Raw genomic sequence first — 19,486 nt, 5'->3', positions numbered from 1 at the left:
CAGTCGTCAGTGGAGCCGCGTTACCCGGTAGCCCTGCTGTTCCAAGAGGTGGAGAATGCCCTCGTCGCCCGGCATATGCAGGGCCCCGACGGCAACGAAGGCCTTGCCGCGCTTCAGTAACGGCAACATACGCTCGACCATGGTGCGGTTGCGCAGATCGAGGAAGGCCTCCTTGAAGGCGCGGGTGCCGGGTTCGCTATCCTCCCACGCCATCTTTTCGACCCGTCGGTAGGCCATCGCCATGTTGCCGGCCAGATACTGTTCCACCAGGGCGGCATGAGCCCCCGGATCTTCGTCCAACTGCGCCAGAACCTCGCGCAGCATCGCGGTCTGATCGCTGGACTGGGCGGACTCCAAAGCGGCGACCTGCTCCTCGACTTTCTCCAGGGCCACGACCTGCATGCCGAGGTCGTAAGCCCACTGGATGAGCCAGCGGTCCAGGATGAGGTCGCCATCCAGGCGCCTTTTGGCTTCCTCCGGCGGTGTCTGAAAGAGCAGCGCCAGGGCCCAAGGCTGCATGCGCTCCAGATCTCTTTTCGCGATGCCATACTGCGCCGCCAGGGAAACGACTTTCTCGTAAGTCTCCCGGTCCAACAGCTTGGCCAGCGGCTTTTGCGCCGGCAGTTGCTGGGCCCGGCTGATGGCCTGGCTTTCCTCCGGATCGAACAGCAGCTCAAAGGCGGCTTGCTCGGAGGACTCAAAGGCTTTGCGGATCGGCGCCGGCAGATCACGCACCCGCGGATCGGTGACGTGGATGGTGCCCATGACATGGCTTGGCGGCGCGTCGGCACGCTCGATCCGCCAGAGGCGGCCCTCGCCATGCCTGACCGGATGGTCGTCGGAAGCGGCGGCCAGACCCGACCAGAACACCACGAAAAGTGCCAGGAACGGCGCGCCGAAGGTGGTGCAAAGCGGCTTTACCGGTCGATTTCCAGTCATGGCGGATTCCCGATTGTCAGACGATGCGCAAACCCGGCGATCGATCCCCCGGGATCGTCCGCCGGTTACACCCAGTCTGGGCCGGAAATCTTAAGATTCGGGCAAACCGTTTAGGGCCTCTGGAACGTTTTCGACTTACGTCGAAGCGGTTCCAGTCCGCTCCCCTCGCGGCCACCCCCAATATCCCATGGGTCGATTATCCCAATGGGTGGCCGGGAGGGGGAGCGGGCCGGTGCCGTCTAAATCGAAAGGACTCTAGTAGACCCGCGTCACCCGGTAGCCTTGCTTTTCCAGGAGGTCGAGAACCCCGCCCTCGCCCGGCAGATGGGCCGCGCCGATGGCGACAAAGGCATTGCCCTTGGTCAGATAGGTCTGCATGCGCGACACCATGGTGACATTGCGGTCGTAGATCAGGCGCTGCAGGAAGCGCCGGGCAGCCGCCTGGTCACTGACCCCCGACATGTCGTTCATCTGGGCAAAGATCGCGCCGATATCGCTCTTCATGTAGGCCTGCAGGAGTTTTGCAAACTCCGCTTCCGCCTTGGCGCTGTCGGCCACCAGATCACGCACCATGGCGACCTGCTCAGCCTCGGTCATTCCGTTGAATACCGCGATCTGTTCGCGGAAGCTTTCCAGACCGTGGACTGCTTTGCCGCGGCGCTGCGCCTCGCTGCGCAGCCACTCATCCAGGCTTTGCTCGCCCTGGGCCTTGCGCGCCAATTCGGCAGGCGGCGCAACCAGGAACACGCTCAGCGCCCAGGGTTTCAGGGGCCTGAGAGCCTGGGGCGCCAGTCCATAGCGGGCCGCGGCCCCGACCACCTGGGCGAAAAGGTCCGGCCCCAGGATATCGTCGAGCCGACGCCCGTCGGACAGGATCATGGCCTGGGTCATGAGCGCCGGGCCCTCAGGATCGTCCGGCAGTTCGAAGACGACATCGTGCGCCGCGATGAAGGGCTGGCGGATCTGTTCCGGCAGCTCACGCAGGCGCGGATCGCTCAGATGTATGGTTCCGAAAATGTGGCTGGCCGAGGCGCCGTCGCGTTCGACCTTCCAGAAGACACCTTGGGTGAAGCGCGGGTCGCTGGCGGCATCTGCCAGTGAGGCCGCCAGGAAGACGGCCAGAAACAGGGGGCTGAGCGCCAAGCGGACCGCACCGGAAGCCAGCAGAGACCGAAACAAGATCAGGGTTTGATCTTGTAACCCACTGCAAAAAGCCGCCAGCCAAGCAGGGCCAGCCCCAGGATCAGTCCGCCCAAAACCGCGAAACCAACGCTGTGCGAGCTTTCCGCGTGGCCGATGAGTCCGGCGCGAAATCCATCGATTGCGTAGAAAACGGGGTTGTAGAAAATCCATTCCCTGAATGCCTCCGGCAAACGCTCGATCGAAAAAAAGGTCCCTGACAGCAGGCCCAGCGGCACCACGACAAAGCCTTCCACCGCAGAGTAATGGTCCCATCGCTCGGCCCAAAGCCCGACGACGGTGCCCAGCAGACCGAAAAACAGGGCCGTTGCGACGGCAAAACCAAGAACCAAGCTTGCATCGAAAGATGAAAAATCCACAAAGATCGCCGCCGCACCGCCGACCAGAAGACCGACCGAAAGACCGCAGGTCGCAGAGGAAAGCGCATAGCCCGCCAGCAGTTCCAAGGGGCTGAGCGGGGCCATCTGCACATCGGTGATCATGCCCTCCATCTTCTCGAAAACCAGCATAGCCGCCGCGTTCTCAAAGGCCGTGTGGGCAATGCCATAGAGAATAATGCCCGGCACGATGAACTGGATGAGATCGATTCCCGGCACCATGGCGGCGCGCTCGTTCTGAGCCACCGCGAAAACCATGACGAAAAGCAGGCTGGAAACCAGCGGCCCGACCAGCAGTTCCAGGCCGAAACGAAAAAAGCGCAGCACCCCGCGATGATAGTAGTGGGTCCAGAAGCCGCGCCCATTGAAGCGGCGATAGGAGGGCGGACGCCAGGCGCGGAACGACAGCAGCGCTTTGGATGCGACGGTTTGGGGTGCGACCGTGTGGGGTCCGCTCATGGCTTCAGACGATAGCCCGTTGCGAACATCCGGTGAGCCACGGTCCAGAGGAAGAGATTGAACAACGCCATCACCGCCAGGCCGATCGTCAAGGACCCGTCGGCGTGACCTATGAAGCCGTAGCGGAACCCGTCGATCATGTAAAAGAAGGGATTGAAGTGCGCCACGGTCTGCCAGACCGGGGGCAGGCGTTCAATGGAGTAGAACGTGCCGGAGAGGAACGAGAAGGGCGTGATGACAAAGTTGGTGACGGCTGCGATGTGATCGAACTTTTCCGACCAGATGCCGCCGATCATGCCCAGCAGCGCCAGCATGAGCGAGGCCATGACGGCATGGAAAAGGATGAACAGCGGCGCATGAATCTGCAAAGGTACGAAGAACAGCATCCCCAGCCCCACCGCCAGCCCGACCATCAGGCCGCGGGTCATCCCGCCGGCGGCGATGCCCAGGGTCAGTTCGGCCGCCGACAGCGGCGGCATCAGGATATCGACGATATTGCCCTGAACCTTGGCGATTACCAGCGAGGAGGAGGTGTTGGCGAAGGAATTCTGTACCATCGCCATCATGATCAGCCCGGGGGCGAGGAAGACCGCAAAATCGACTCCGCCGACCTGGCGCCCGCCGCCGCCCAGGGCGAGACTGAAAATGGCAAGAAACAGAAGGGTGGTGACCATCGGCGCCAGCAGCGTCTGGGTAAAGACGTTGAGGAAACGCCGGACTTCCTTCATGTAGAGGGTCCAAAGACCACGCCAATTGACCGGCCCCATGTGGCGGACCGAGGTGGAGGCAAGCGAGACGTTTTGGTGTTCCATGGGCGATGACATAATCCCAGCCGCCTTCCGGCGCAAGCGACGCAAATGTTGCTGCATCTGCGAAGAAGCCGGCCCCTGCCCGGCGGACCAGGGCCTGCGATGACCGAGGACGAGTCCGGCCAGGGCCCTGAAAAGCGCCGGAAAAAGCGGCGTCAGCCGCTGAAGGCAACGCCGAAGGCGCTGGAGCGATCAGCCCTCTACTATCTCGATCGTTACGATACGGCGAGCGGCCATCTGAAGCGTCTGTTGATGGCCAAGGTCACGCTCTCAGCCCGGCTCTACGGTACCGATCCCGCCGAAGGCGCTGATGCCGTGGAGCGGTTGATCCAGCGCTTCCTCGCGGCGGGGGTGCTCGATGACAGTCGTTTCGTCCGGGAGCGGCTGCGCAGCCTGCGCGCCCGCGGCACCTCGCAAGCGATGATCCGCGCCCGCCTGCGGGCCAAGGGGGTGGCCGCGGCGCTGATCGACCAGGCGTTCGATGCGCAGGAAGCTTCGGGCCCGAACCCGGATCTGGCCGCGGCCCTGACCTACGCCAAACGCCGCCGTCTCGGCCCCTTCCGCCAAGAAGACCGCGCCGGGCGGCGCGACCGCGATCTGGCCGCCCTCGGCCGCCAGGGTTTCGACTACGAGATCGCAAAACGGGTAATCGATTGCGAAGATCCGGCCCAATTGCTGAGCGAATACGCTTCGGACTGATCGCAATCCACCCCTTTTTCCAACATCCGCTCCCAGACATCTTGCGTACAATAGATCATGTATGGTTGCGCGAGACGTCCCCTGATGCAGAACAACGCCCCTGCCGAGCCTGCCGGAAGGTCTCTTTTTATGCGCCTGCGCGGTCTTGCCCTTGCCACCCTCGCCGTCGCCGGACTGCTGTCCAGCGGCCCGGCACCGGCCGGCGCAACCTCGGCGCACGACTTCGGCTTCACCTCGATCGAAGGAGAGGCCCTGCCGCTCTCTACCTATGCGGGGAAAGCCATCTTGCTGGTAAACACGGCCTCGCGCTGCGGTTTCACCCATCAATATGCCGGCCTGCAAAGCCTATGGGAGCGCTATGGCGAGCGCGGCCTCGTGGTTCTGGGCGTGCCATCCAACGATTTCATGAATCAGGAGCCGGGCAGCGCCAAGGAAATCAAGGAATTCTGCGAGGTCAACTTCGGCATCAACTTTCCGATGACGGAAAAGCAGCGGGTGATCGGGCGCGAGGCCCATCCGCTCTATCGCTGGATTGAGGGGGAGTTGGGCCGCGAAGGTCGGCCACGCTGGAACTTCCACAAGTTCCTGATCGCGCCCGATGGCGCGGTGGTTGCGGGATGGAGCACCCGGACGCCCCCGCTGGACCGGAAAATCATCGCCGCCGTGGAGCAGATCCTGCCCGTCCCACCCGGCAAATAACCAAGGCGACGGCAGCACCCTTGCCTGGAACGCCCCGCCGATCAACGGCTTTTGACTTGGTTCCGCCGGGAGTCCTGGCCATATTGGTGACGCGCCGTGTGAACGACATCGGGAAGGAAGGTTTCTGCGCAAGCAAAACCCCTTTCTTGGAAGATGCTGGAAGGATTTGAGACGCGATGAATAGATTCACCCGATTGATCACGCCTTTTGCCCTCACTTTTGCCCTCGCCACCGGATCGGCGCTGGCCGCAGGCAGCGATTCCACGCCGGATAAGCCGTTGGATCCGAACTACACCCGCGCCAAGCAGATGATCGACGACGGCCAGTACGCCGGCGCCATCCCCCTGCTGGAACAGGTCGTCGCTTCCGACAAGGAAAATGCCGACGCGTTCAATCTGCTGGGCTACAGCAACCGGCAGCTCAAAAACAACGACGTTGCGCTGAGCCACTACGAAGCGGCGCTGAAGCTGAAACCGAAGCATCGCGGCGCCAACGAATACCTGGGTGAGCTTTATCTGACCCTGGGCGACCTGGCCAAGGCAGAAGAACGACTGGATGTTCTGGACGGGGCCTGTTTCTTCGGTTGCGAGGAATACACCGAGTTGAAGAACGCGATCGCGGCCTACAAGGCAAAAGCGGGAAGCTAGATTTTTTCCGCCTGACTTGCCTTTGCTTGTATTGCCTCGACCGGCACGGCCCCTGTTGGCAAGGCCCGGGCGTCGTCCAGCACATGAATGTCGAGCGGTGCTGAGCGACCGCGTACATCGATCTGGTGGCTGGCGAAGGCGCTGAGATCCACACCCGCGTGACCGGCCAGGGGCGCCGACACGATGAGTTGTGCGTTGAAATCCTTGGTCAGGGCCTCCAGCCTGCTGGCGGTGTTGACCGCATCGCCGATCGCCGTCACCGAGGTCGCGCGGCCATAGCCCATCTCACCCACGATCACCGAGCCGGAGTGGAGACCGATACCGATGCGCAGAGGCTGCGCCAAGTCTGAGGCGAGGCTTTCGTTCAGTTCGTCCAGATGCTGGGCCATGCGCCGCGCCGCCTCCAGGGCGTTACGGCTGCCGATGACGACCCCCCGCTCGATCCCAAAGAGCGCCATCACGCCGTCGCCGATGAACTTGTCGATGCGCCCTCCAGCCTCTTCCACGGCCGTGCCCATGGCGGTGAAATACCGGTTGAGCACAAAGACCACGTCGTAAGGCAGGCGGTCTTCCGACAGTGTCGTGAAACCCCGCAGATCGGCAAAGAGGATCGCTATCTCGCGTTCGTCGCCCTGCAGATAGCCCGGCCGCGGCCTTGCCTGGCGGGGGCCGGCCGCCGCCGGCAGCAATGGTATCACCTCGCAGTCGGCGAAGACCGCTGTCTGGCAGGCCAGTCGCACGTTTGGGGCGGCCCCGACCCGGGCCAGAACCCGGCGCTCGTCGGCGTCGGGCGGCGGCAGCGCGACCCCGCCACGGCCAACGCGCACCCGGCAGGTCGAGCAACGCCCGCGGCCGCCGCAGACCGACGCATGGGCGATGCCGCCGATCCGGCTGGCCTCCAGCACCGTCGTGCCCTTGGCGACGGCGACCTGGCGGTTGCCGGGATAGGTCAGCCTGGCCATGCCGCGCCGCTGCTTCCAAAAGCGCCACGCCAGGCGCAGCAGCACCGTCGCCAGCAGCAGGACGAAGAAGCCGATCACCAGGAGGTCGCGCAGGCCCAAGACTTCGGCGATCTGCTCGCGCGAAAGCGCATTGGCCTCCTGCATCACGGCCGACAGCCAATCGCTGTCCTGGGCGAGGCGCAGGACGTCCCGGCCGGACACCAGGTATCCGCCCAGGGCCAGGGTCGGGATCAGAACCGCAAACGCCAAGCCGGGTGCGGCGACAGCGCCATACCAGCCCTTGAGACGCAACCAGAGATGCAGGCCGATACAACCGTGCAGCCAAACGACGAGGACCAAGCTGGTTTGCTGTATCGCGGTGGTGATATCGAAGGCCCACTGCACAGTGACGATATAGAGGTAGCTGTCCGCCACGCCGTAGATCTCATGGGCAAAGCGGGTGCCCAGAACATGCAGCATCGCCAGCGGCACGATCAGCACGCCCAGCAGATAGCGCAGCGCCTCGACCGTCGGCATGGCCCAGCGCTCGCGGGCAAAAATGGCATAGAGCGCCAGGACCAGATGGACCAGCAAGGCGCCATAGAGCAGCCCCGTCAGAGGCCAGGAGCGCCAGAACGCGATGAAAACCGCGCGCCCCGCCTCCAGGGCGTCAAAAGACACCAAGCCCAAAACCAGGTTCAAAAGATGGGTCAGCACATAGCAGAAGAGAATCAAGCCGCTGATCAACCGCAGTCGCCGGACCATTTCGTTCCCTTCAACACCCAAGCCAATGATCCGTTCCACCTCAAACAGTAAGCGCAGATTTACCTGCTAGATGGATCGCCCCAGGCAATTTCTTAGGGGTGATCCTATCCGACCAGGATCTGCTCTAGACGGCGCAAGGCGGCGCGGCGCGTAATCATAGGCGGGGCTTTGCCGCTTGAAAACGGCCATGAGCCTCTGCTATTGGGCTTGAGAGGAAACTAAACGCGACGTCCGAGGGGCGGCGCCACAATCCCGGATCGGAACCGTCTTGAGCGAAGACAAGCAAACGAAGACCCGTTCTATCCCCGCTTCCCGGCCTGACCCCGGTGTGTCGGCGGGGGCGGATGAAGAACGTGCCGCGCGGCGGGCAAGAAGGCGCGCCCGCGCCCGCCAGCAGCTCGATACCTCCGTGCCCTCGCCCTGCATCACCGTCTGCCAGATCGATCCGAAGGACGATACCTGCATCGGCTGCAGCCGTAACATCGACGAGATCAGGGATTGGCCTATTCTCTCGGCGGACGAGAAGCGGGCGGTGCTGGCGCTTCTGCCGGAAAGAAGAATCTCAAAGATCTGAGGAAAACGGTCAGCGGACTGCGGTCGCCCGGAGCGCGTTCAGACGTGAAGAGTGGCGTTTTCGCGGGTGCTTTCGGCGCTGCCGTCCTGATTCCGGGCCGCCCGCGCAAAGATTGTCGACATGATCTGCTCCTGGATCTGAATGTCCAGGCGGGTGAAGACGCCGGCCAGTTCCCGGCGATCCCTGTCAACCCAGACCACCACAGCCTGGCAGGCGAAGACGAGCGGCTCCTCATCCAGATCGACACGCACCGTCATCTCGACCTTGTCGCCGGGATAGTGCTCGGCCCTGTAACGTGAGGCGGAGAACCCGCGTCGCGACCAGTCTTTCAGGGGATAGTCCCGGCCGTCGATCGAGACCAACCCACTCATACGCGAGCCACGCGGTTCGCTGCGGCGATCAGAACGGGGACTGGAGAGACGCGACAAAAATCCGAAAACCATGACCTACTAATGCCCCATCAGCCTGAAGCTTTCGTTAACGATTCTGTGAAATTGCGGCAATTTGCGAGGATTCGCGCAAAAGCCCAGCCCTTCAGGCCAGAGGCCGGTCAACCAGTGGCGGTCAGGCCGGGCCCAGCGGCCGAAAGCGGCTGCGGTCCATCAGAACGGAACAGGAGAGGGTCACCCGCCGTGACGGATCCAGGGTGTCGCGCAGGGAGACGTGATTGATGGCGCGGGCATCGGTGAAAAACGATTCCACTTCCCACTGCCGTGCGGTCGCCCGCATCTCCTGGAAACGCTCACCGACCCGCACCGTGGCTCCGGCCATCATTCGCGACATGTCCCAATCCCCATTTTGGCGGGGCCTTCTCAAGACCCGGCCCAAGGCCGCCATCGACAGCAGCCATCCGCCGCCTCTCCGGACGGTTCCATAGGCCCATTATCGCAGCCGATGAAAGCGGTTCAACTCTTCGAACCCCTTGAGAGCGTGTGAAAAATAGGGCGGTATCAGCGGGCTTCGCCTGGTTTTCCGGCAATTCGTCAACTTGAACGTTCTGCGGTTGAGCAACGACCCATAAGAGGAACAATTCTGTTCAGGAAAGGGAACAAAGATGTCACGGTCATGCAGATCCAAACGCCGGTCGCTCGTCCTTGTCCTTGCGGCCCTTGCGTTGGTCCAGGTTACATCGGTTCACCTGGCCTCTGCCCAGGCTCGGCGCCTCGTCGATCCCATGATCGATGCACTTCGCCAGCTTTAAGGTCACTACGGCTGGAATCAGAGCAGGGGTGTTTACGCCTTCTCCGAACGGTCGGCCCTGGCAAAACTGGCTGATGACGCCGAACCGGAGCGGCACCTGCCATTGCTGGTGCACTGCCTGGACGCGGACACGCCGGCCAAGGTCTCTCTGGCCGGGAAACCGGTCCCTCTCGGCCAGCTCTGCTACGAGCTATTGACCCTGATCGCCTATCACGAGCCTATCGACAGTCAGGGCGACATCGTCGCCAACTGGCCCGGGCACCTGGAGCCACAGGCGGGGCCAGCTGCGCGGGCCGCCGCCAAGACAGCCTGGCAAGGGGTGCTGCAGGCCGGCAGCTATAATCTGTACTAGATAGAGTCGCTTTCGAGGCAGGCGGTCCCAGCCGACTTCGACGCCAGTCGAAAGACTCCGGAACAAAAGGTTCTGAAGCAAATGACCACGGAGCCGATGCCGGCAAGCGCAAACAACCCGTCCTTTTCTCCAGAGAGTTCGGCAGATCAGACAGATCTTTAGGTAAGTCCATACATCCAACCCTCGCCAACGCTAACGCCCATCGGTCAGACAGATGATTGCTTTGGACGATGATTGCTTTGGACAAGGTGATGGAACACGTAAGTGTGGCTGGCTACGAATCCTGCTTGTCTTGCGCTTCCACCAGTTGCCGCTGAACCGGCCCGACGCCGGAAAGGAACACCCGGACTTCGTTCTCGATCGCGGTGTCGCTGTCCGCTGTTGTCGTCAGATTATAGATATAGCGGCGGATCGCACGGTAAAAGAAACTGCCGTGCAGGCCCCAGGCGAGTTCGAGTTCCTGCTCGCCGATGGGGACTGCGCCCGGCGTGGGGAGCCCATTGGCATGGCGCAATTCCCCACACACCGGGCGCAATACCTTTTCCTTGATGCCTCGAAGATAGCGGTCGTTGATGTCCACGCCCTTGAGGCCGGAATAGACGAACATCCTGACCCAGACGTAATCGTACACGGCGCGCGAGTACTCCTTGTAGAACCTGCAAAGACGATCGGGCAACGGGGCTCGCCTGTCGGTGATGAGATCCTCCCACGCCGGGTTCCAGCGCTGCACGTAGACCTCCTGATAGACCCGTTCGATCAGGCTCTCCTTGCTGGGGAAATAGCGGTAGAGCAAAGGCTGGGTGATGCCGATGCGCTTGGCGAGGTCGCGGGTCTTGCCCTCGAATCCATGCTCGGCAAAAAAAAGCACAGCTTCGGCGACGATGTGCGCTTCCCGCGCGTCCGGATTCATCCGCTTTTTTTGCGGCCTTTCGGGAGCGGATTTTGCTTGGGGTTTCGGGCTGTCGAGCATCCGGTCTATCCGCCTACACGCTTTGTCACTAGTGCCGGTTCCAAGGAGCGGAATCCTATCGCTGACCCAGATTAGAGCTTCGCTGACGGGGCGCAAGGCATGACCCTTGCGCGGCCCCCTCCGCCTCGGCCCATCCAACTGGGAGGTGTTATTTGTTGACAGGATAATTATCAACCGATAGATATTTAATAATCAAATGATAAATAATGAGGCATCCCGCTTAGGATGCCCTTGTTGACAGGGGGAGGATGCGCTTGAAGCCGCGCGCATTCGAATACGTTAGGGCGAGATCCCTGCAGGATGTCTTCAGCGTCCTCGACGCGCATGGGGACGAAGCCAAGATTCTCGCCGGTGGACAAAGTCTGGTGCCGGCCCTGAACCTGCGCCTGGCGGCCCCCGAGATCGTCGTCGACGTAAGCGCCGTGGAAGCGCTGTCCGGAATCACCGTGGTCGACGACGTGCTGCGGATCGGCGCCATGAGCCGCTATATCGAGGTTGCCACCTCCGATCTGGTCGCTCGCCACGCGCCTATGATCGCCCGTGCCATTCCCTACATTGCCCACACGGCGATCCGCAATCGCGGCACCTTCGGCGGGTCGCTGTGCAACGCCGACCCAGCCTCGGAACTGCCCGCCTGCGCCTTGGCATTGAAGGCGGTGTTCAATATCAGCAGTTCGGCCGGAGAGCGGAAGATCGCGGCGAGCGACTTCTTCCTCGGCACCTACACGACGGCCCTGGAGCCCAACGAGGTCCTGGTGTCGGTGGAAGTTCCGCTGACCGGACCAGGCAGCCTCTTCTACTTCGACGAGGTGGCGCGCCGCCAAGGCGACTATGCGATGGCCGGGCTGGCGGCCCGCGCCGAGGTCCGCGGCGGGGTGCTGGCCGATGCTCGGCTGGTCTTCTTCGCCGTCTCGGATATGCCCCTTGCGGCTTCCGCAGCGTCTGCGCTGCTGGAAGGCAAGGCGCCCGGCAGCTTCGACGCAGAGGTGGTCTGCGAAGCCCTGGCGCAGACCATTGTGCCCCTGGAAGACCTCACCACGTCGAGCGCGACCAAGCTGCATCTAATGAAGGTCCTGACGCGGCGTGCGCTTACCGACTTTGCCGGCAAGGAGGCCTGAGACATGACGGCGCCGATAATCGTCACCCTTACTGTCAACGGGGAACCGGTCAGCCAGGCTGTGGAACCACGGCTCACCCTGGTCGATTTTCTGCGCGAGGCGATCGGCCTGAAGGGTACCCACGTCGGTTGCGAGCACGGCGTCTGCGGCGCCTGTACGCTGCGCCTCGACGGTGTCACGGTACGTGGCTGTCTCACCCTTGCCGTACAGTGCGAGGGCGCCACGGTCGAGACCATTGAAGGCATGACCGAGAGCGGTGCGATGAAAGATCTTCAGGATGAATTCGTCGAACGCAATGCCTTGCAGTGCGGCTATTGCACCCCGGGAATGCTGATGAGCGCGGCTGAACTGCTGGAGCGCAACGCCATGCCGAGCCGCGAGGAGATCCGCGAGCAGCTTTCGGGCAACTACTGCCGCTGCACTGGTTATCAGGCGATCGTCGACGCCATCGAAACGACGGCGCGCAAACGCGGAGCCCTCGGGCGATGAACGACCGTTCCGCCATGTCGGTGCTCGACAAACCGAATTCCTACATCGGCCGCAGCGTACCACGGCCCAACGCCAAACGCCTGGCTCAGGGGCGCGCCACCTATGTCGACGACATCGTGTTGCCGCGAATGGTGCACCTGGCGTTCTGCCGCAGCCCCTATGCTCACGCCGAGATCCTCTCGATCGACAGCACCGCTGCCTTGGCTTTGCCGGGCGTCCTGCGTGTCGTGACGATGGCGGACCTCCAGGACTACTGCACCCCCTGGGTCGGCGTGCTCGATCACTTGAAGGGAATCAAATCGGCGCCGCAATGGCCGCTGGCCAACGGCAAGGCGTTCTTTCAAGGCGAGCCGATCGTGGCCGTCGCCGCCACCAGCCGCGCGATCGCCGAGGATGCCGTCGACCTGATCGAGGTCGACTACAAGGAGCTACCGCCGGTTACCGACATGGAAACGGCGTTGGACCCGGACACACCGGTGATCCACCCGGAGCTTGGCGACAATCTCTGTTTCGAGCGCAGTATCGATTCCGGCGATGTCGATGCGGCCTTCGCCGAGGCGGCGGTGGTGGTCGAGGAGACTTTTCACTTCAATCGCCATACCGGTGTCACTCTGGAGCCGCGCTCGATCATCTGCGACTACAATCCTGCCGACGAGACGCTGACGCTGCACATGTCCGTGCAATGCCCGCACATGTCCAAAAACCTCTATGCCAAGCACCTCGGCCTCGACGAAGACAAGGTGCGGGTGATCTGCAAGGACGTCGGCGGGTCCTTCGGCCTCAAGATCCACACCTATTCGGACGAGATGGCCGCCGGCGCGCTGACCGTCATGCTCGGCCGGCCGGTCAAGTTCATCGCCGACCGGCTGGAGTCCTTCACGACCGATATCCATGCCCGCGACCACCGGGTGACCGCCAAAATGGCCTTCACCCAGGACGGCGAAATCACCGCCGTCGAGATGGACGACATCACCGGCATCGGCCCCTATTCGGTCTATCCGCGCACCAGTGGCATCGAGATGAACCAGGTGGCCAATCTCACCGCCGGGCCCTACAAGCATCTCAATTACCGGGTACGGGCCCGCGTGGTCTTTCAGAATAAGGGTGTGATGTGCCAGTATCGCGGTGTGGGTCATCCGATCGCGGTTGCCGTCGGCGAAGCGCTGATCGACAAGGGCGCCGCGGCGCTGGGCATGGACCCCGCAGAGGTTCGGCGCCGCAGTTTCATCCCCGATGACGCCTACCCCTATACCTCTCCGTCCGGGGCGATCTACGAGCGTCAGTCCCATCGCCAGAGCCTCGACAAGCTGGTTGCGGTCATGGACTACGAGGCACTGCGCCGCGAGCAGCGCGTACTGCGCGAGCGCGGAATCTACCGAGGCATCGGATTCGCCAGTCTGATCGAGGTCACCAACCCCAGTCCCGCCTTCTATGGGGTCGGCGGCGCCCGCATCGCCTCGCAGGACGGCTGCACCATCCGCCTGGACCCCACCGGCGGCATCACCTGCGCCACCGGCGTGACCGAGCAGGGACAGGGCACGGAAACCATCATTGCACAGATCGCGGCATCGGCCGTCGGCGTCGCGCCGGGGCAGGTGCGGGTGATCACAGGAGATACCGACGTGGTGCCCTACGGCGGCGGCACCTGGGCGTCGCGCGGCGCGGGCATCGGCGGCGAAGCGGCCCTGCAGGCCGGCAAGGAACTGCGTCGCAACATTCTTGAGGTCGCCGGCGCCATCCTGCAAAGCGCGCCTGAGAGCCTGGATATCCGCGACGGCGAGATCGTCGACGCCAAGAGCGGCAACGAACGTATGCCTTTGGCCGAGCTGGGGCGGTTGGTCTACTTCCGGGGCGATACGCTGCCTGAAGGCCTGCAGCCGGAGCTGGTCGCCACCAAGCACTACGTTTCCCGCAGCTATCCCTTCGCCTTCACCAATGCGGCACATGCCTGCCTGCTGGAAGTCGATGTCGAGACCGGCCTGGTGAAGCTGCTGAAGTATTGGGTGGTGGAGGACTGCGGCACGGTGATCAATCCGCTGCTGGTGGCGGAGCAGACCCGTGGCGGCGTGGTGCAGGGCATTGGCGCTGCCCTCTACGAGGAATGTCTCTACTCGCCGGAAGGCCAGATGATCAACGGGTCGATGGCGGACTACCTCTTGCCGATGGCGGCCGAGATGCCGGAAATCTTCGTCGATCACGTAACAACACCGACCGAGACGAGCGAGCTCGGCGCCAAGGGCGTGGGCGAGGCCGGCACGGCCGGTGCGCCAGGCGCGGTGATGAACGCCATCAACGATGCCCTTGGACCTTTGGATGCGCGGCTGTCTCACATGCCGTTCACGCCTGACAAGATCTTGAGGGCATTGGGCAAGACCTAGCAGAAAAGCAACCGGGCAAACCACAACACCACAACGAAGCCCGGCATTGGGAATGAAATCAGTCCAAGGAGGGAAAGATGGGTGACAACGTGAAGAGCAAGCTGAGTAGCAAGCTGCCAAGAGTAAGTCGGCGTTCAGTTCTTAAAAGCGCTGCCGTGGGGGCGACGGCGATCGGCGCTGGCCCGTTGATGTTCAACATCGCCAAAGCGGCGGATGAGCCGATCCGAATCGGTTTTCCGGTACCCTTAACCGGCCCTTACGGTTCCGAAGCCCAGGAGCAGGCCCGCTGTGCCCAGATCGCGGTCGATCAGTTCAATGCCGCCGGCGGCTTGAATGGCCGAATGGCCGAGCTCTTGGTGCGCGACGACAAGCTCAAGCCCGGCGAGGCGGCAACCCGCACGCTGGAGCTGATCGAGAAGGACAAGGTCCACTTCGTATGCGGTTCCCTCTCAGCCTCGGTGCAGTTGTCCGTCAACGCCGTCACCAAGGCGCGCGGGATCATCTACGTCTCGATCTCACAATCCGACGCCATCAATGAGGCCAAGGACTTCTCCAAGTACACCTTCCACGAGGCGATGAACCCGCATATGACCGCGGGTGCCGTCGGTCGCTATGCCTTTCCCAAGTTCGGCAAGCGCGTCGCCTTCCTGATCGCCGACTATGCCTATGGCCACGAGATGGTGCGCGGCTTCAAGCGGGCCGGCGAAGCGCATGGCATCGAAGTGGTGGCAGAGGTAACCCATCCACTTGCGAGCAAGGACTTCTCGCCCTTCCTGCCGCAGATCCAGGCGGCCAGGCCCGACGTCCTCTGCCTCTGCAACTTCGGCTATGACCAGATGAACTCGCTGAAGCAGGCGACCGGCTTCGGCCTGAAACAGCAGATGCAGATGCTGGCCCCGGCTCTGCTGTACAATCAGCGCCGGGCCGGTGGCGCCGCGGCCTATGAAGGCGTGATCGGTGGCACCAACTACCACTGGACCCTGGAGAATTCGGTCGCCAGTGCCAAGGCGTTCAACGACGTCTACCGCAAGGAGAACAAAGGTGCGCCGCCGTCAGATTACGGTGCCTATGGCTACGCCGGCGTCGGTGCCCTTCTCGACGGCGTCATGAAGGCCGGGACCACGGATAGCGACCCGGTGATCGCGGCCCTGGAAGCGCTCAAGTACGACAAGTACAAAGGCACCCAGTACTACCGGAAGTGCGATCACCAGTCGGTGCAGTCGGTCTTCATCATCAAGTCGAAGTCGAAAAAGGATATGGCGAACGAGTACGATGTCTTTGATATCGTGCATACCGACGAAGCCTCCGAGACCGTCTTGCGTTCCTGTGCCGATTTGGGTCATGAGGCATGACCGGATTTCCCGACCGGCTCCCGCTTCGCCGCGTTGTGCGCTTGCGGGGGGCCGGTCGGGGTCTTTTCTCCGGCTATGGGAACCCCAGGATGCGACCGGCAAGAGAGAGTAGCGGAAGGTGATAGGTGGTTTTCCCATCGAACTGCTGGCGCTGCAACTGTTCACGGGCCTTGCCCTCGGCTCCGTGTTCGTCCTGCTCGCCGTCGGCCTGTCCCTGATTTTCGGCCTGCTGACCGTGGTCAACTTCGCACACGGGGCTTTCTATATGCTGGGCGCCTATGCCGGTGTGTTCTTCATCGGTTACCTGGGCAACTTCTGGCTCACCCTCGCGGTGGTCCCTTTCGCCGTCGGGGCCGTCGGCCTGGGGGTCGAGCGCTGGCTGGTGCGGCCGCTCTACGGGCGCGGTATCGACTATCCACTGATGCTGACCTTCGGCCTCGCGTATATCCTGGTTGAGGTCGTGCGTATCCTCTTCGGGGCGGAGGGCATGCCATTCGACGCGCCGGACGCGCTCATGGGCGCGGTGAACATCGGCGTCGGCTACTTTCCGGCCTACCGCCTCTTCGTCATTGCCGCCACCGCCGTTCTGGTGATCGCGATCTGGTTGTTTCTCGAAAAGACTTCCTACGGCTTGGTGATTCGCGCCGGCGCACGTGATTCAGAGATCGTGCGGGTACTCGGCATCGACATCTCGCAGGTGTGGCTCCTCGTCTTCGGCCTGGGCACCGCCGTTGCCGGGCTGGCCGGTGTACTCTCCGCGCCCATGCGCAGCGTGTTTCCCGATATGGGCACCACCGTGCTCGTGGAGGCTTTCGTTGTGACCGTCGTCGGCGGCATGGGGTCGCTGGCAGGCGCCGTAGTAGCCGGCCTGCTCGTCGGCATCGTGGTCAGCATGACCTCGCTTTTCGCCCCCGCCATGGCCGAGGTTTCAATGTTCGCCCTCATGGCCCTGGTGTTGTTGGTGCGCCCGCAGGGACTGTTCGGCAAGAAAGGGCTGATGGGATGACCCTGAGTAATCCCCAGGAAGAGCTCAACGTCTCGGGGCGGCGCCTGGCCGCCGCGGTCGCCCTGATGGCGCGTCACCGTGTGGCCGCGGTGCTCGGCTTCCTGTTGATTTTCCCCTTTCTGCTTCCTTATGAGGCGCTCGCGGTCAACATCCTGATCTACGGCCTCTTCGCCCTCGGCTTCAACATGGTGTTCGGCTATATGGGCGTCCTGTCTTTCGGCCATGCCGCCTTCTTCGGCCTGGGCAGCTATGCCACCGGCATCGTTATCGTTCACTACGGGATACACTGGCTTCCTGCCATTGTGATCGGCGTCGTTGCCGCCGGTATCGGCGCCGCGGTCATCGGTGCGCTGGCGACCCGCACCCGCGGCATCTACTTCGCCATGGTCACCCTGGCACTGTCCCAGTGCGTCTACTACCTGGTCTATCAGTTGGAGGACCTCTCTGGCGGTGAGAACGGCCTGCGCGGGGTCGATGTCTATGACCTGGGCCTGCCCGGACTCGAACTCACGCTGCTTGACCCGCTGACCAAATACTACTTCGTCTTTGTCTTCGTGGCGCTGGCGGTCTGGATGTTCTCGCGCATCCTCGCTTCGCCTTTCGGCGCGGTGCTCGAGGCGCTGCGTGAGAATGAGAGCCGCGCCCGTGCCTGCGGCACCAATGTGGCGATGTCGAAATGGCTGGCCTTCGTGATCTCCGGCCTGTTCTGCGGCCTTGCGGGCGCGCTGAACGCCATTCACCTGACCATCGTTCCCATCGAATCGCTGCACTATCACACCTCCGGTCTGGCGGTGATGATGTCGCTGCTCGGCGGCATGGGCACCTTCTTCGGGCCCTTCGTGGGGGCCTTGACCTTCCTGGTTCTGGAAGACGTGATCACCCTGGTGACGGTCCACTGGCAGCTCTTCGTCGGCGCTCTCTTCGTGTTTTTCATCCTGTTTTTCCCGCGGGGGATCTGGGGCACCCTCCTCCGCTGGGCCTCGCGCTAGGGCCGGCCCGGAATGACCGATATGACAGCCGGAGAAAGCCACATCCTGCGCGCAGACAAGATCTCCATGCGCTTCGGCGGCTTCACCGCCTTGAACGATGTCTCGGTGGCCTTTCCGGAGGGGCAGTTGACTGCGATCATCGGACCAAACGGCGCGGGCAAAAGTACCTTCTTCAACATCATCTCCGGCGCTTTCCCGCCGAGCGAAGGGCGGATCTTCTTCCGCGGGCGCGAGATCACCGGCACGCCCCAGCACCGCTTCGCGCGCCTGGGAATTGCCAAGTCGTTCCAGATCACCAACGTCTTTCCCCAACTCACAGCGCTGGAGAATGTGCGCTTTGCGATCCAGTGCATGAGCCAGCGCTTCAACGTCTGGACGCCGCGCAGCCGTTACCGCGCCATGGAGGAGCAGGCCGCCGCCTTGCTTGAAATGGTCGAACTGCACCAGCACCATCACCGCCTTGCCATGAACCTGGCGCATGGCGAGCAGCGCGCGCTGGAGATCGCCCTGGCGCTGGCTTGCGACCCCTCGTTGTTACTGCTCGACGAGCCGACGGCGGGTATGAGCCCGGAAGAGACCACGGTGATGATGGATCTCATCATCCGGCTCGCCGGGGAGCGCACGGTGATCCTGGTCGAACACAAAATGAAACTGATCATGGGCATTTCCAACCATCTCATCGTGCTGCACCACGGCGAACTCCTGGCCGAGGGGACGCCGGACGCGGTGCGCGCCAACGACGAGGTCCGCCGGGTCTACCTGGGCCAAGGCGACCACTGATGCTGACAGTCGAAAATCTGCACGCCTGGTACGAGCACAGCCACATCCTTCAGGGCGTGAGCCTGGAGGCGAAAGCCGGAGAGATCGTGTCGATCATCGGCCGCAACGGGGCCGGCAAGACAACCACCCTGCGCAGCATTATGGGCCTGGTGAAGAAATGCCGGGGCAGCATCGCCTTCGACGGTACGCCCGGGCTGCTCGATCAGCCGGCGCACAGCCGTTACCGCCTGGGCCTCGGCTACGTACCGGAAGACCGCCGCATCGTGCCCGGCCTGACGGTACGCGAGAACCTGCGTCTCGGCCTCGTGTCATCGCCCCTGAAGAGACGCGAGACCGAGATCATCGACCGTGTTGCCGAGACCTTTCCCCGCCTCAAGGAACGCCTGAACCAAATCGCCGAGACATTGTCCGGCGGCGAGCAGCAGATGCTGGCGATCGCCCGTGCCACGGCATCGCAGCCCCGCATGGTGATGCTCGACGAGCCGTCGGAGGGCATCATGCCGGTGCTGGTCGACGAAATGTTCGAGCTGTTCGCCCGCCTCAAGGAGGAGGGCACGACGATCCTGCTGGTCGAGCAGAACGTCGAGCGCGCGCTGGCGATTTCCGACCGTGCCTATATTATGGATCACGGCCTCATCGTCCACGAGGCGCCCGCCGCCGCTCTCCTGTCGGACAAGGCAATCCAGGATCGTTATTGCTCCGTTTAGCCGGGTGTCGCCCTCTCGTGCGAATCTCCCTCTGTT

21 protein-coding genes are annotated in these 19,486 nt (G+C 62.9%); 13 read left to right on the top strand and 8 right to left on the bottom strand.

Going from position 1 to position 19,486, the window contains the following annotated elements:
• Positions 1–6: 6 nt before the first annotated feature.
• The 4 genes from HBA54_RS23365 to HBA54_RS23350 all read right to left on the bottom strand — a co-directional run bounded on the left by HBA54_RS23365 (position 7) and on the right by HBA54_RS23350 (position 3,787).
• Positions 7–939 carry a TraB/GumN family protein gene (locus HBA54_RS23365; RefSeq protein ID WP_167229253.1) on the bottom strand — a complete coding sequence of 311 codons (933 nt, stop codon included), beginning with the start codon at positions 937–939 and terminating at the stop codon, positions 7–9.
• Positions 940–1,194: 255 nt separating this feature from the next.
• Positions 1,195–2,118 (bottom strand): TraB/GumN family protein, encoded by a 924-nt coding sequence (locus tag HBA54_RS23360; protein ID WP_167229251.1) that lies wholly within the window; start codon positions 2,116–2,118, stop codon positions 1,195–1,197.
• Between the two features lie 2 nt (positions 2,119–2,120).
• Positions 2,121–2,975 (bottom strand): ABC transporter permease, encoded by an 855-nt coding sequence (locus HBA54_RS23355; protein ID WP_167229249.1) that lies wholly within the window; start codon positions 2,973–2,975, stop codon positions 2,121–2,123.
• Entirely contained in the window at positions 2,972–3,787 is an 816-nt protein-coding gene (locus tag HBA54_RS23350) for an ABC transporter permease (protein ID WP_167229247.1), read from the bottom strand. The genes HBA54_RS23355 and HBA54_RS23350 overlap by 4 nt, the downstream gene beginning before the upstream one ends.
• A gap of 99 nt (positions 3,788–3,886) precedes the next feature.
• Between HBA54_RS23350 and HBA54_RS23345 the strand changes: the two genes are divergently transcribed.
• The 3 genes from HBA54_RS23345 (at position 3,887) to HBA54_RS23335 (ending at position 5,829) form a co-directional block, all read left to right on the top strand.
• Positions 3,887–4,483 (top strand): regulatory protein RecX, encoded by a 597-nt coding sequence (locus HBA54_RS23345; RefSeq protein WP_167229245.1) that lies wholly within the window; start codon positions 3,887–3,889, stop codon positions 4,481–4,483.
• Positions 4,484–4,612: 129 nt separating this feature from the next.
• Positions 4,613–5,182, top strand: a complete 570-nt coding sequence (locus HBA54_RS23340) for a glutathione peroxidase (RefSeq protein WP_167229336.1) — start codon at positions 4,613–4,615, stop codon at positions 5,180–5,182.
• 176 nt (positions 5,183–5,358) lie between these two features.
• On the top strand, positions 5,359–5,829 hold the full coding sequence (locus HBA54_RS23335) for a tetratricopeptide repeat protein (RefSeq protein ID WP_167229243.1): 471 nt from the start codon (positions 5,359–5,361) through the stop codon (positions 5,827–5,829).
• On the opposite strand, the gene HBA54_RS23330 is transcribed toward HBA54_RS23335, so the two are convergent.
• Positions 5,826–7,535, bottom strand: a complete 1,710-nt coding sequence (locus tag HBA54_RS23330; RefSeq protein ID WP_167229241.1) for an adenylate/guanylate cyclase domain-containing protein — start codon at positions 7,533–7,535, stop codon at positions 5,826–5,828. The two genes, HBA54_RS23335 and HBA54_RS23330, sit on opposite strands and share 4 nt — an antisense overlap.
• Positions 7,536–7,803: 268 nt before the next feature.
• Between HBA54_RS23330 and HBA54_RS29515 the strand changes: the two genes are divergently transcribed.
• Positions 7,804–8,109 carry a DUF1289 domain-containing protein gene (locus HBA54_RS29515; protein ID WP_205944868.1) on the top strand — a complete coding sequence of 102 codons (306 nt, stop codon included), beginning with the start codon at positions 7,804–7,806 and terminating at the stop codon, positions 8,107–8,109.
• 38 nt (positions 8,110–8,147) lie between these two features.
• On the opposite strand, the gene HBA54_RS23320 is transcribed toward HBA54_RS29515, so the two are convergent.
• Together HBA54_RS23320 and HBA54_RS23315 are read right to left on the bottom strand one after the other, a co-directional pair.
• Complete coding sequence (locus HBA54_RS23320; protein ID WP_167229238.1) at positions 8,148–8,480, bottom strand: hypothetical protein; 333 nt, start codon at positions 8,478–8,480, stop codon at positions 8,148–8,150.
• 193 nt (positions 8,481–8,673) lie between these two features.
• Complete coding sequence (locus HBA54_RS23315; RefSeq protein ID WP_167229236.1) at positions 8,674–8,892, bottom strand: hypothetical protein; 219 nt, start codon at positions 8,890–8,892, stop codon at positions 8,674–8,676.
• Between the two features lie 520 nt (positions 8,893–9,412).
• Here HBA54_RS23315 and HBA54_RS23310 point away from each other — a divergent pair.
• Positions 9,413–9,661 carry a hypothetical protein gene (locus HBA54_RS23310; protein ID WP_167229234.1) on the top strand — a complete coding sequence of 83 codons (249 nt, stop codon included), beginning with the start codon at positions 9,413–9,415 and terminating at the stop codon, positions 9,659–9,661.
• A gap of 274 nt (positions 9,662–9,935) precedes the next feature.
• Here HBA54_RS23310 and HBA54_RS23305 read toward each other — a convergent pair whose 3' ends face one another.
• Positions 9,936–10,631: a TetR/AcrR family transcriptional regulator gene (locus tag HBA54_RS23305; protein WP_205944867.1), complete on the bottom strand. Its 696-nt coding sequence runs from the start codon at positions 10,629–10,631 to the stop codon at positions 9,936–9,938.
• 254 nt (positions 10,632–10,885) lie between these two features.
• On the opposite strand from HBA54_RS23305, the gene HBA54_RS23300 reads away from it, so the two are divergent.
• From HBA54_RS23300 to HBA54_RS23265, 8 genes are all read left to right on the top strand, one after another.
• Positions 10,886–11,749 carry an FAD binding domain-containing protein gene (locus HBA54_RS23300; RefSeq protein ID WP_167229232.1) on the top strand — a complete coding sequence of 288 codons (864 nt, stop codon included), beginning with the start codon at positions 10,886–10,888 and terminating at the stop codon, positions 11,747–11,749.
• 3 nt (positions 11,750–11,752) lie between these two features.
• On the top strand, positions 11,753–12,238 hold the full coding sequence (locus HBA54_RS23295) for a (2Fe-2S)-binding protein (protein WP_167229230.1): 486 nt from the start codon (positions 11,753–11,755) through the stop codon (positions 12,236–12,238).
• Complete coding sequence (locus tag HBA54_RS23290) at positions 12,235–14,616, top strand: xanthine dehydrogenase family protein molybdopterin-binding subunit (protein ID WP_167229228.1); 2,382 nt, start codon at positions 12,235–12,237, stop codon at positions 14,614–14,616. Before HBA54_RS23295 ends, HBA54_RS23290 begins: the two co-directional genes overlap by 4 nt.
• 77 nt (positions 14,617–14,693) lie before the next feature.
• The gene (locus HBA54_RS23285) at positions 14,694–15,968 is read left to right on the top strand and encodes an ABC transporter substrate-binding protein (protein WP_167229225.1); all 1,275 of its coding nucleotides are present in this window, start codon (positions 14,694–14,696) and stop codon (positions 15,966–15,968) included.
• A 118-nt stretch (positions 15,969–16,086) separates the two neighbouring features.
• On the top strand, positions 16,087–16,974 hold the full coding sequence (locus HBA54_RS23280; RefSeq protein ID WP_205944866.1) for a branched-chain amino acid ABC transporter permease: 888 nt from the start codon (positions 16,087–16,089) through the stop codon (positions 16,972–16,974).
• Positions 16,971–17,963, top strand: coding sequence for a branched-chain amino acid ABC transporter permease (locus tag HBA54_RS23275; protein WP_167229223.1), 993 nt, complete (start codon positions 16,971–16,973; stop codon positions 17,961–17,963). The genes HBA54_RS23280 and HBA54_RS23275 overlap by 4 nt, the downstream gene beginning before the upstream one ends.
• Before the next feature lie 12 nt (positions 17,964–17,975).
• On the top strand, positions 17,976–18,743 hold the full coding sequence (locus tag HBA54_RS23270) for an ABC transporter ATP-binding protein (protein WP_205944865.1): 768 nt from the start codon (positions 17,976–17,978) through the stop codon (positions 18,741–18,743).
• On the top strand, positions 18,743–19,450 hold the full coding sequence (locus HBA54_RS23265; protein WP_167229221.1) for an ABC transporter ATP-binding protein: 708 nt from the start codon (positions 18,743–18,745) through the stop codon (positions 19,448–19,450). Before HBA54_RS23270 ends, HBA54_RS23265 begins: the two co-directional genes overlap by 1 nt.
• Positions 19,451–19,486 lie beyond the last annotated feature (36 nt).

This window comes from Pelagibius litoralis, from assembly GCF_011683915.1.
GTDB classification, from domain to species: Bacteria; Pseudomonadota; Alphaproteobacteria; order Kiloniellales; family Kiloniellaceae; genus Pelagibius; species Pelagibius litoralis.
This window is presented reverse-complemented; position numbering and strand designations above follow the sequence as displayed.

Bases quoted from the DNA above. Each gene is read 5' to 3' on its own strand.
- HBA54_RS23365 (WP_167229253.1), bottom strand. From the start codon at position 939: ATGACTGGAAATCGACCGGTAAAGCCGCTTTGCACCACCTTCGGCGCG.
- HBA54_RS23355 (WP_167229249.1), bottom strand. From the start codon at position 2,975: ATGAGCGGACCCCACACGGTCGCACCCCAAACCGTCGCATCCAAAGCG.
- HBA54_RS23350 (WP_167229247.1), bottom strand. From the start codon at position 3,787: ATGGAACACCAAAACGTCTCGCTTGCCTCCACCTCGGTCCGCCACATG.
- HBA54_RS23345 (WP_167229245.1), top strand. From the start codon at position 3,887: ATGACCGAGGACGAGTCCGGCCAGGGCCCTGAAAAGCGCCGGAAAAAG.
- HBA54_RS23340 (WP_167229336.1), top strand. From the start codon at position 4,613: ATGCGCCTGCGCGGTCTTGCCCTTGCCACCCTCGCCGTCGCCGGACTG.
- HBA54_RS23335 (WP_167229243.1), top strand. From the start codon at position 5,359: ATGAATAGATTCACCCGATTGATCACGCCTTTTGCCCTCACTTTTGCC.
- HBA54_RS23330 (WP_167229241.1), bottom strand. From the start codon at position 7,535: ATGGTCCGGCGACTGCGGTTGATCAGCGGCTTGATTCTCTTCTGCTAT.
- HBA54_RS23320 (WP_167229238.1), bottom strand. From the start codon at position 8,480: ATGAGTGGGTTGGTCTCGATCGACGGCCGGGACTATCCCCTGAAAGAC.
- HBA54_RS23315 (WP_167229236.1), bottom strand. From the start codon at position 8,892: ATGTCGCGAATGATGGCCGGAGCCACGGTGCGGGTCGGTGAGCGTTTC.
- HBA54_RS23305 (WP_205944867.1), bottom strand. From the start codon at position 10,631: ATGCTCGACAGCCCGAAACCCCAAGCAAAATCCGCTCCCGAAAGGCCG.
- HBA54_RS23295 (WP_167229230.1), top strand. From the start codon at position 11,753: ATGACGGCGCCGATAATCGTCACCCTTACTGTCAACGGGGAACCGGTC.
- HBA54_RS23290 (WP_167229228.1), top strand. From the start codon at position 12,235: ATGAACGACCGTTCCGCCATGTCGGTGCTCGACAAACCGAATTCCTAC.
- HBA54_RS23285 (WP_167229225.1), top strand. From the start codon at position 14,694: ATGGGTGACAACGTGAAGAGCAAGCTGAGTAGCAAGCTGCCAAGAGTA.
- HBA54_RS23275 (WP_167229223.1), top strand. From the start codon at position 16,971: ATGACCCTGAGTAATCCCCAGGAAGAGCTCAACGTCTCGGGGCGGCGC.
- HBA54_RS23270 (WP_205944865.1), top strand. From the start codon at position 17,976: ATGACCGATATGACAGCCGGAGAAAGCCACATCCTGCGCGCAGACAAG.
- HBA54_RS23265 (WP_167229221.1), top strand. From the start codon at position 18,743: ATGCTGACAGTCGAAAATCTGCACGCCTGGTACGAGCACAGCCACATC.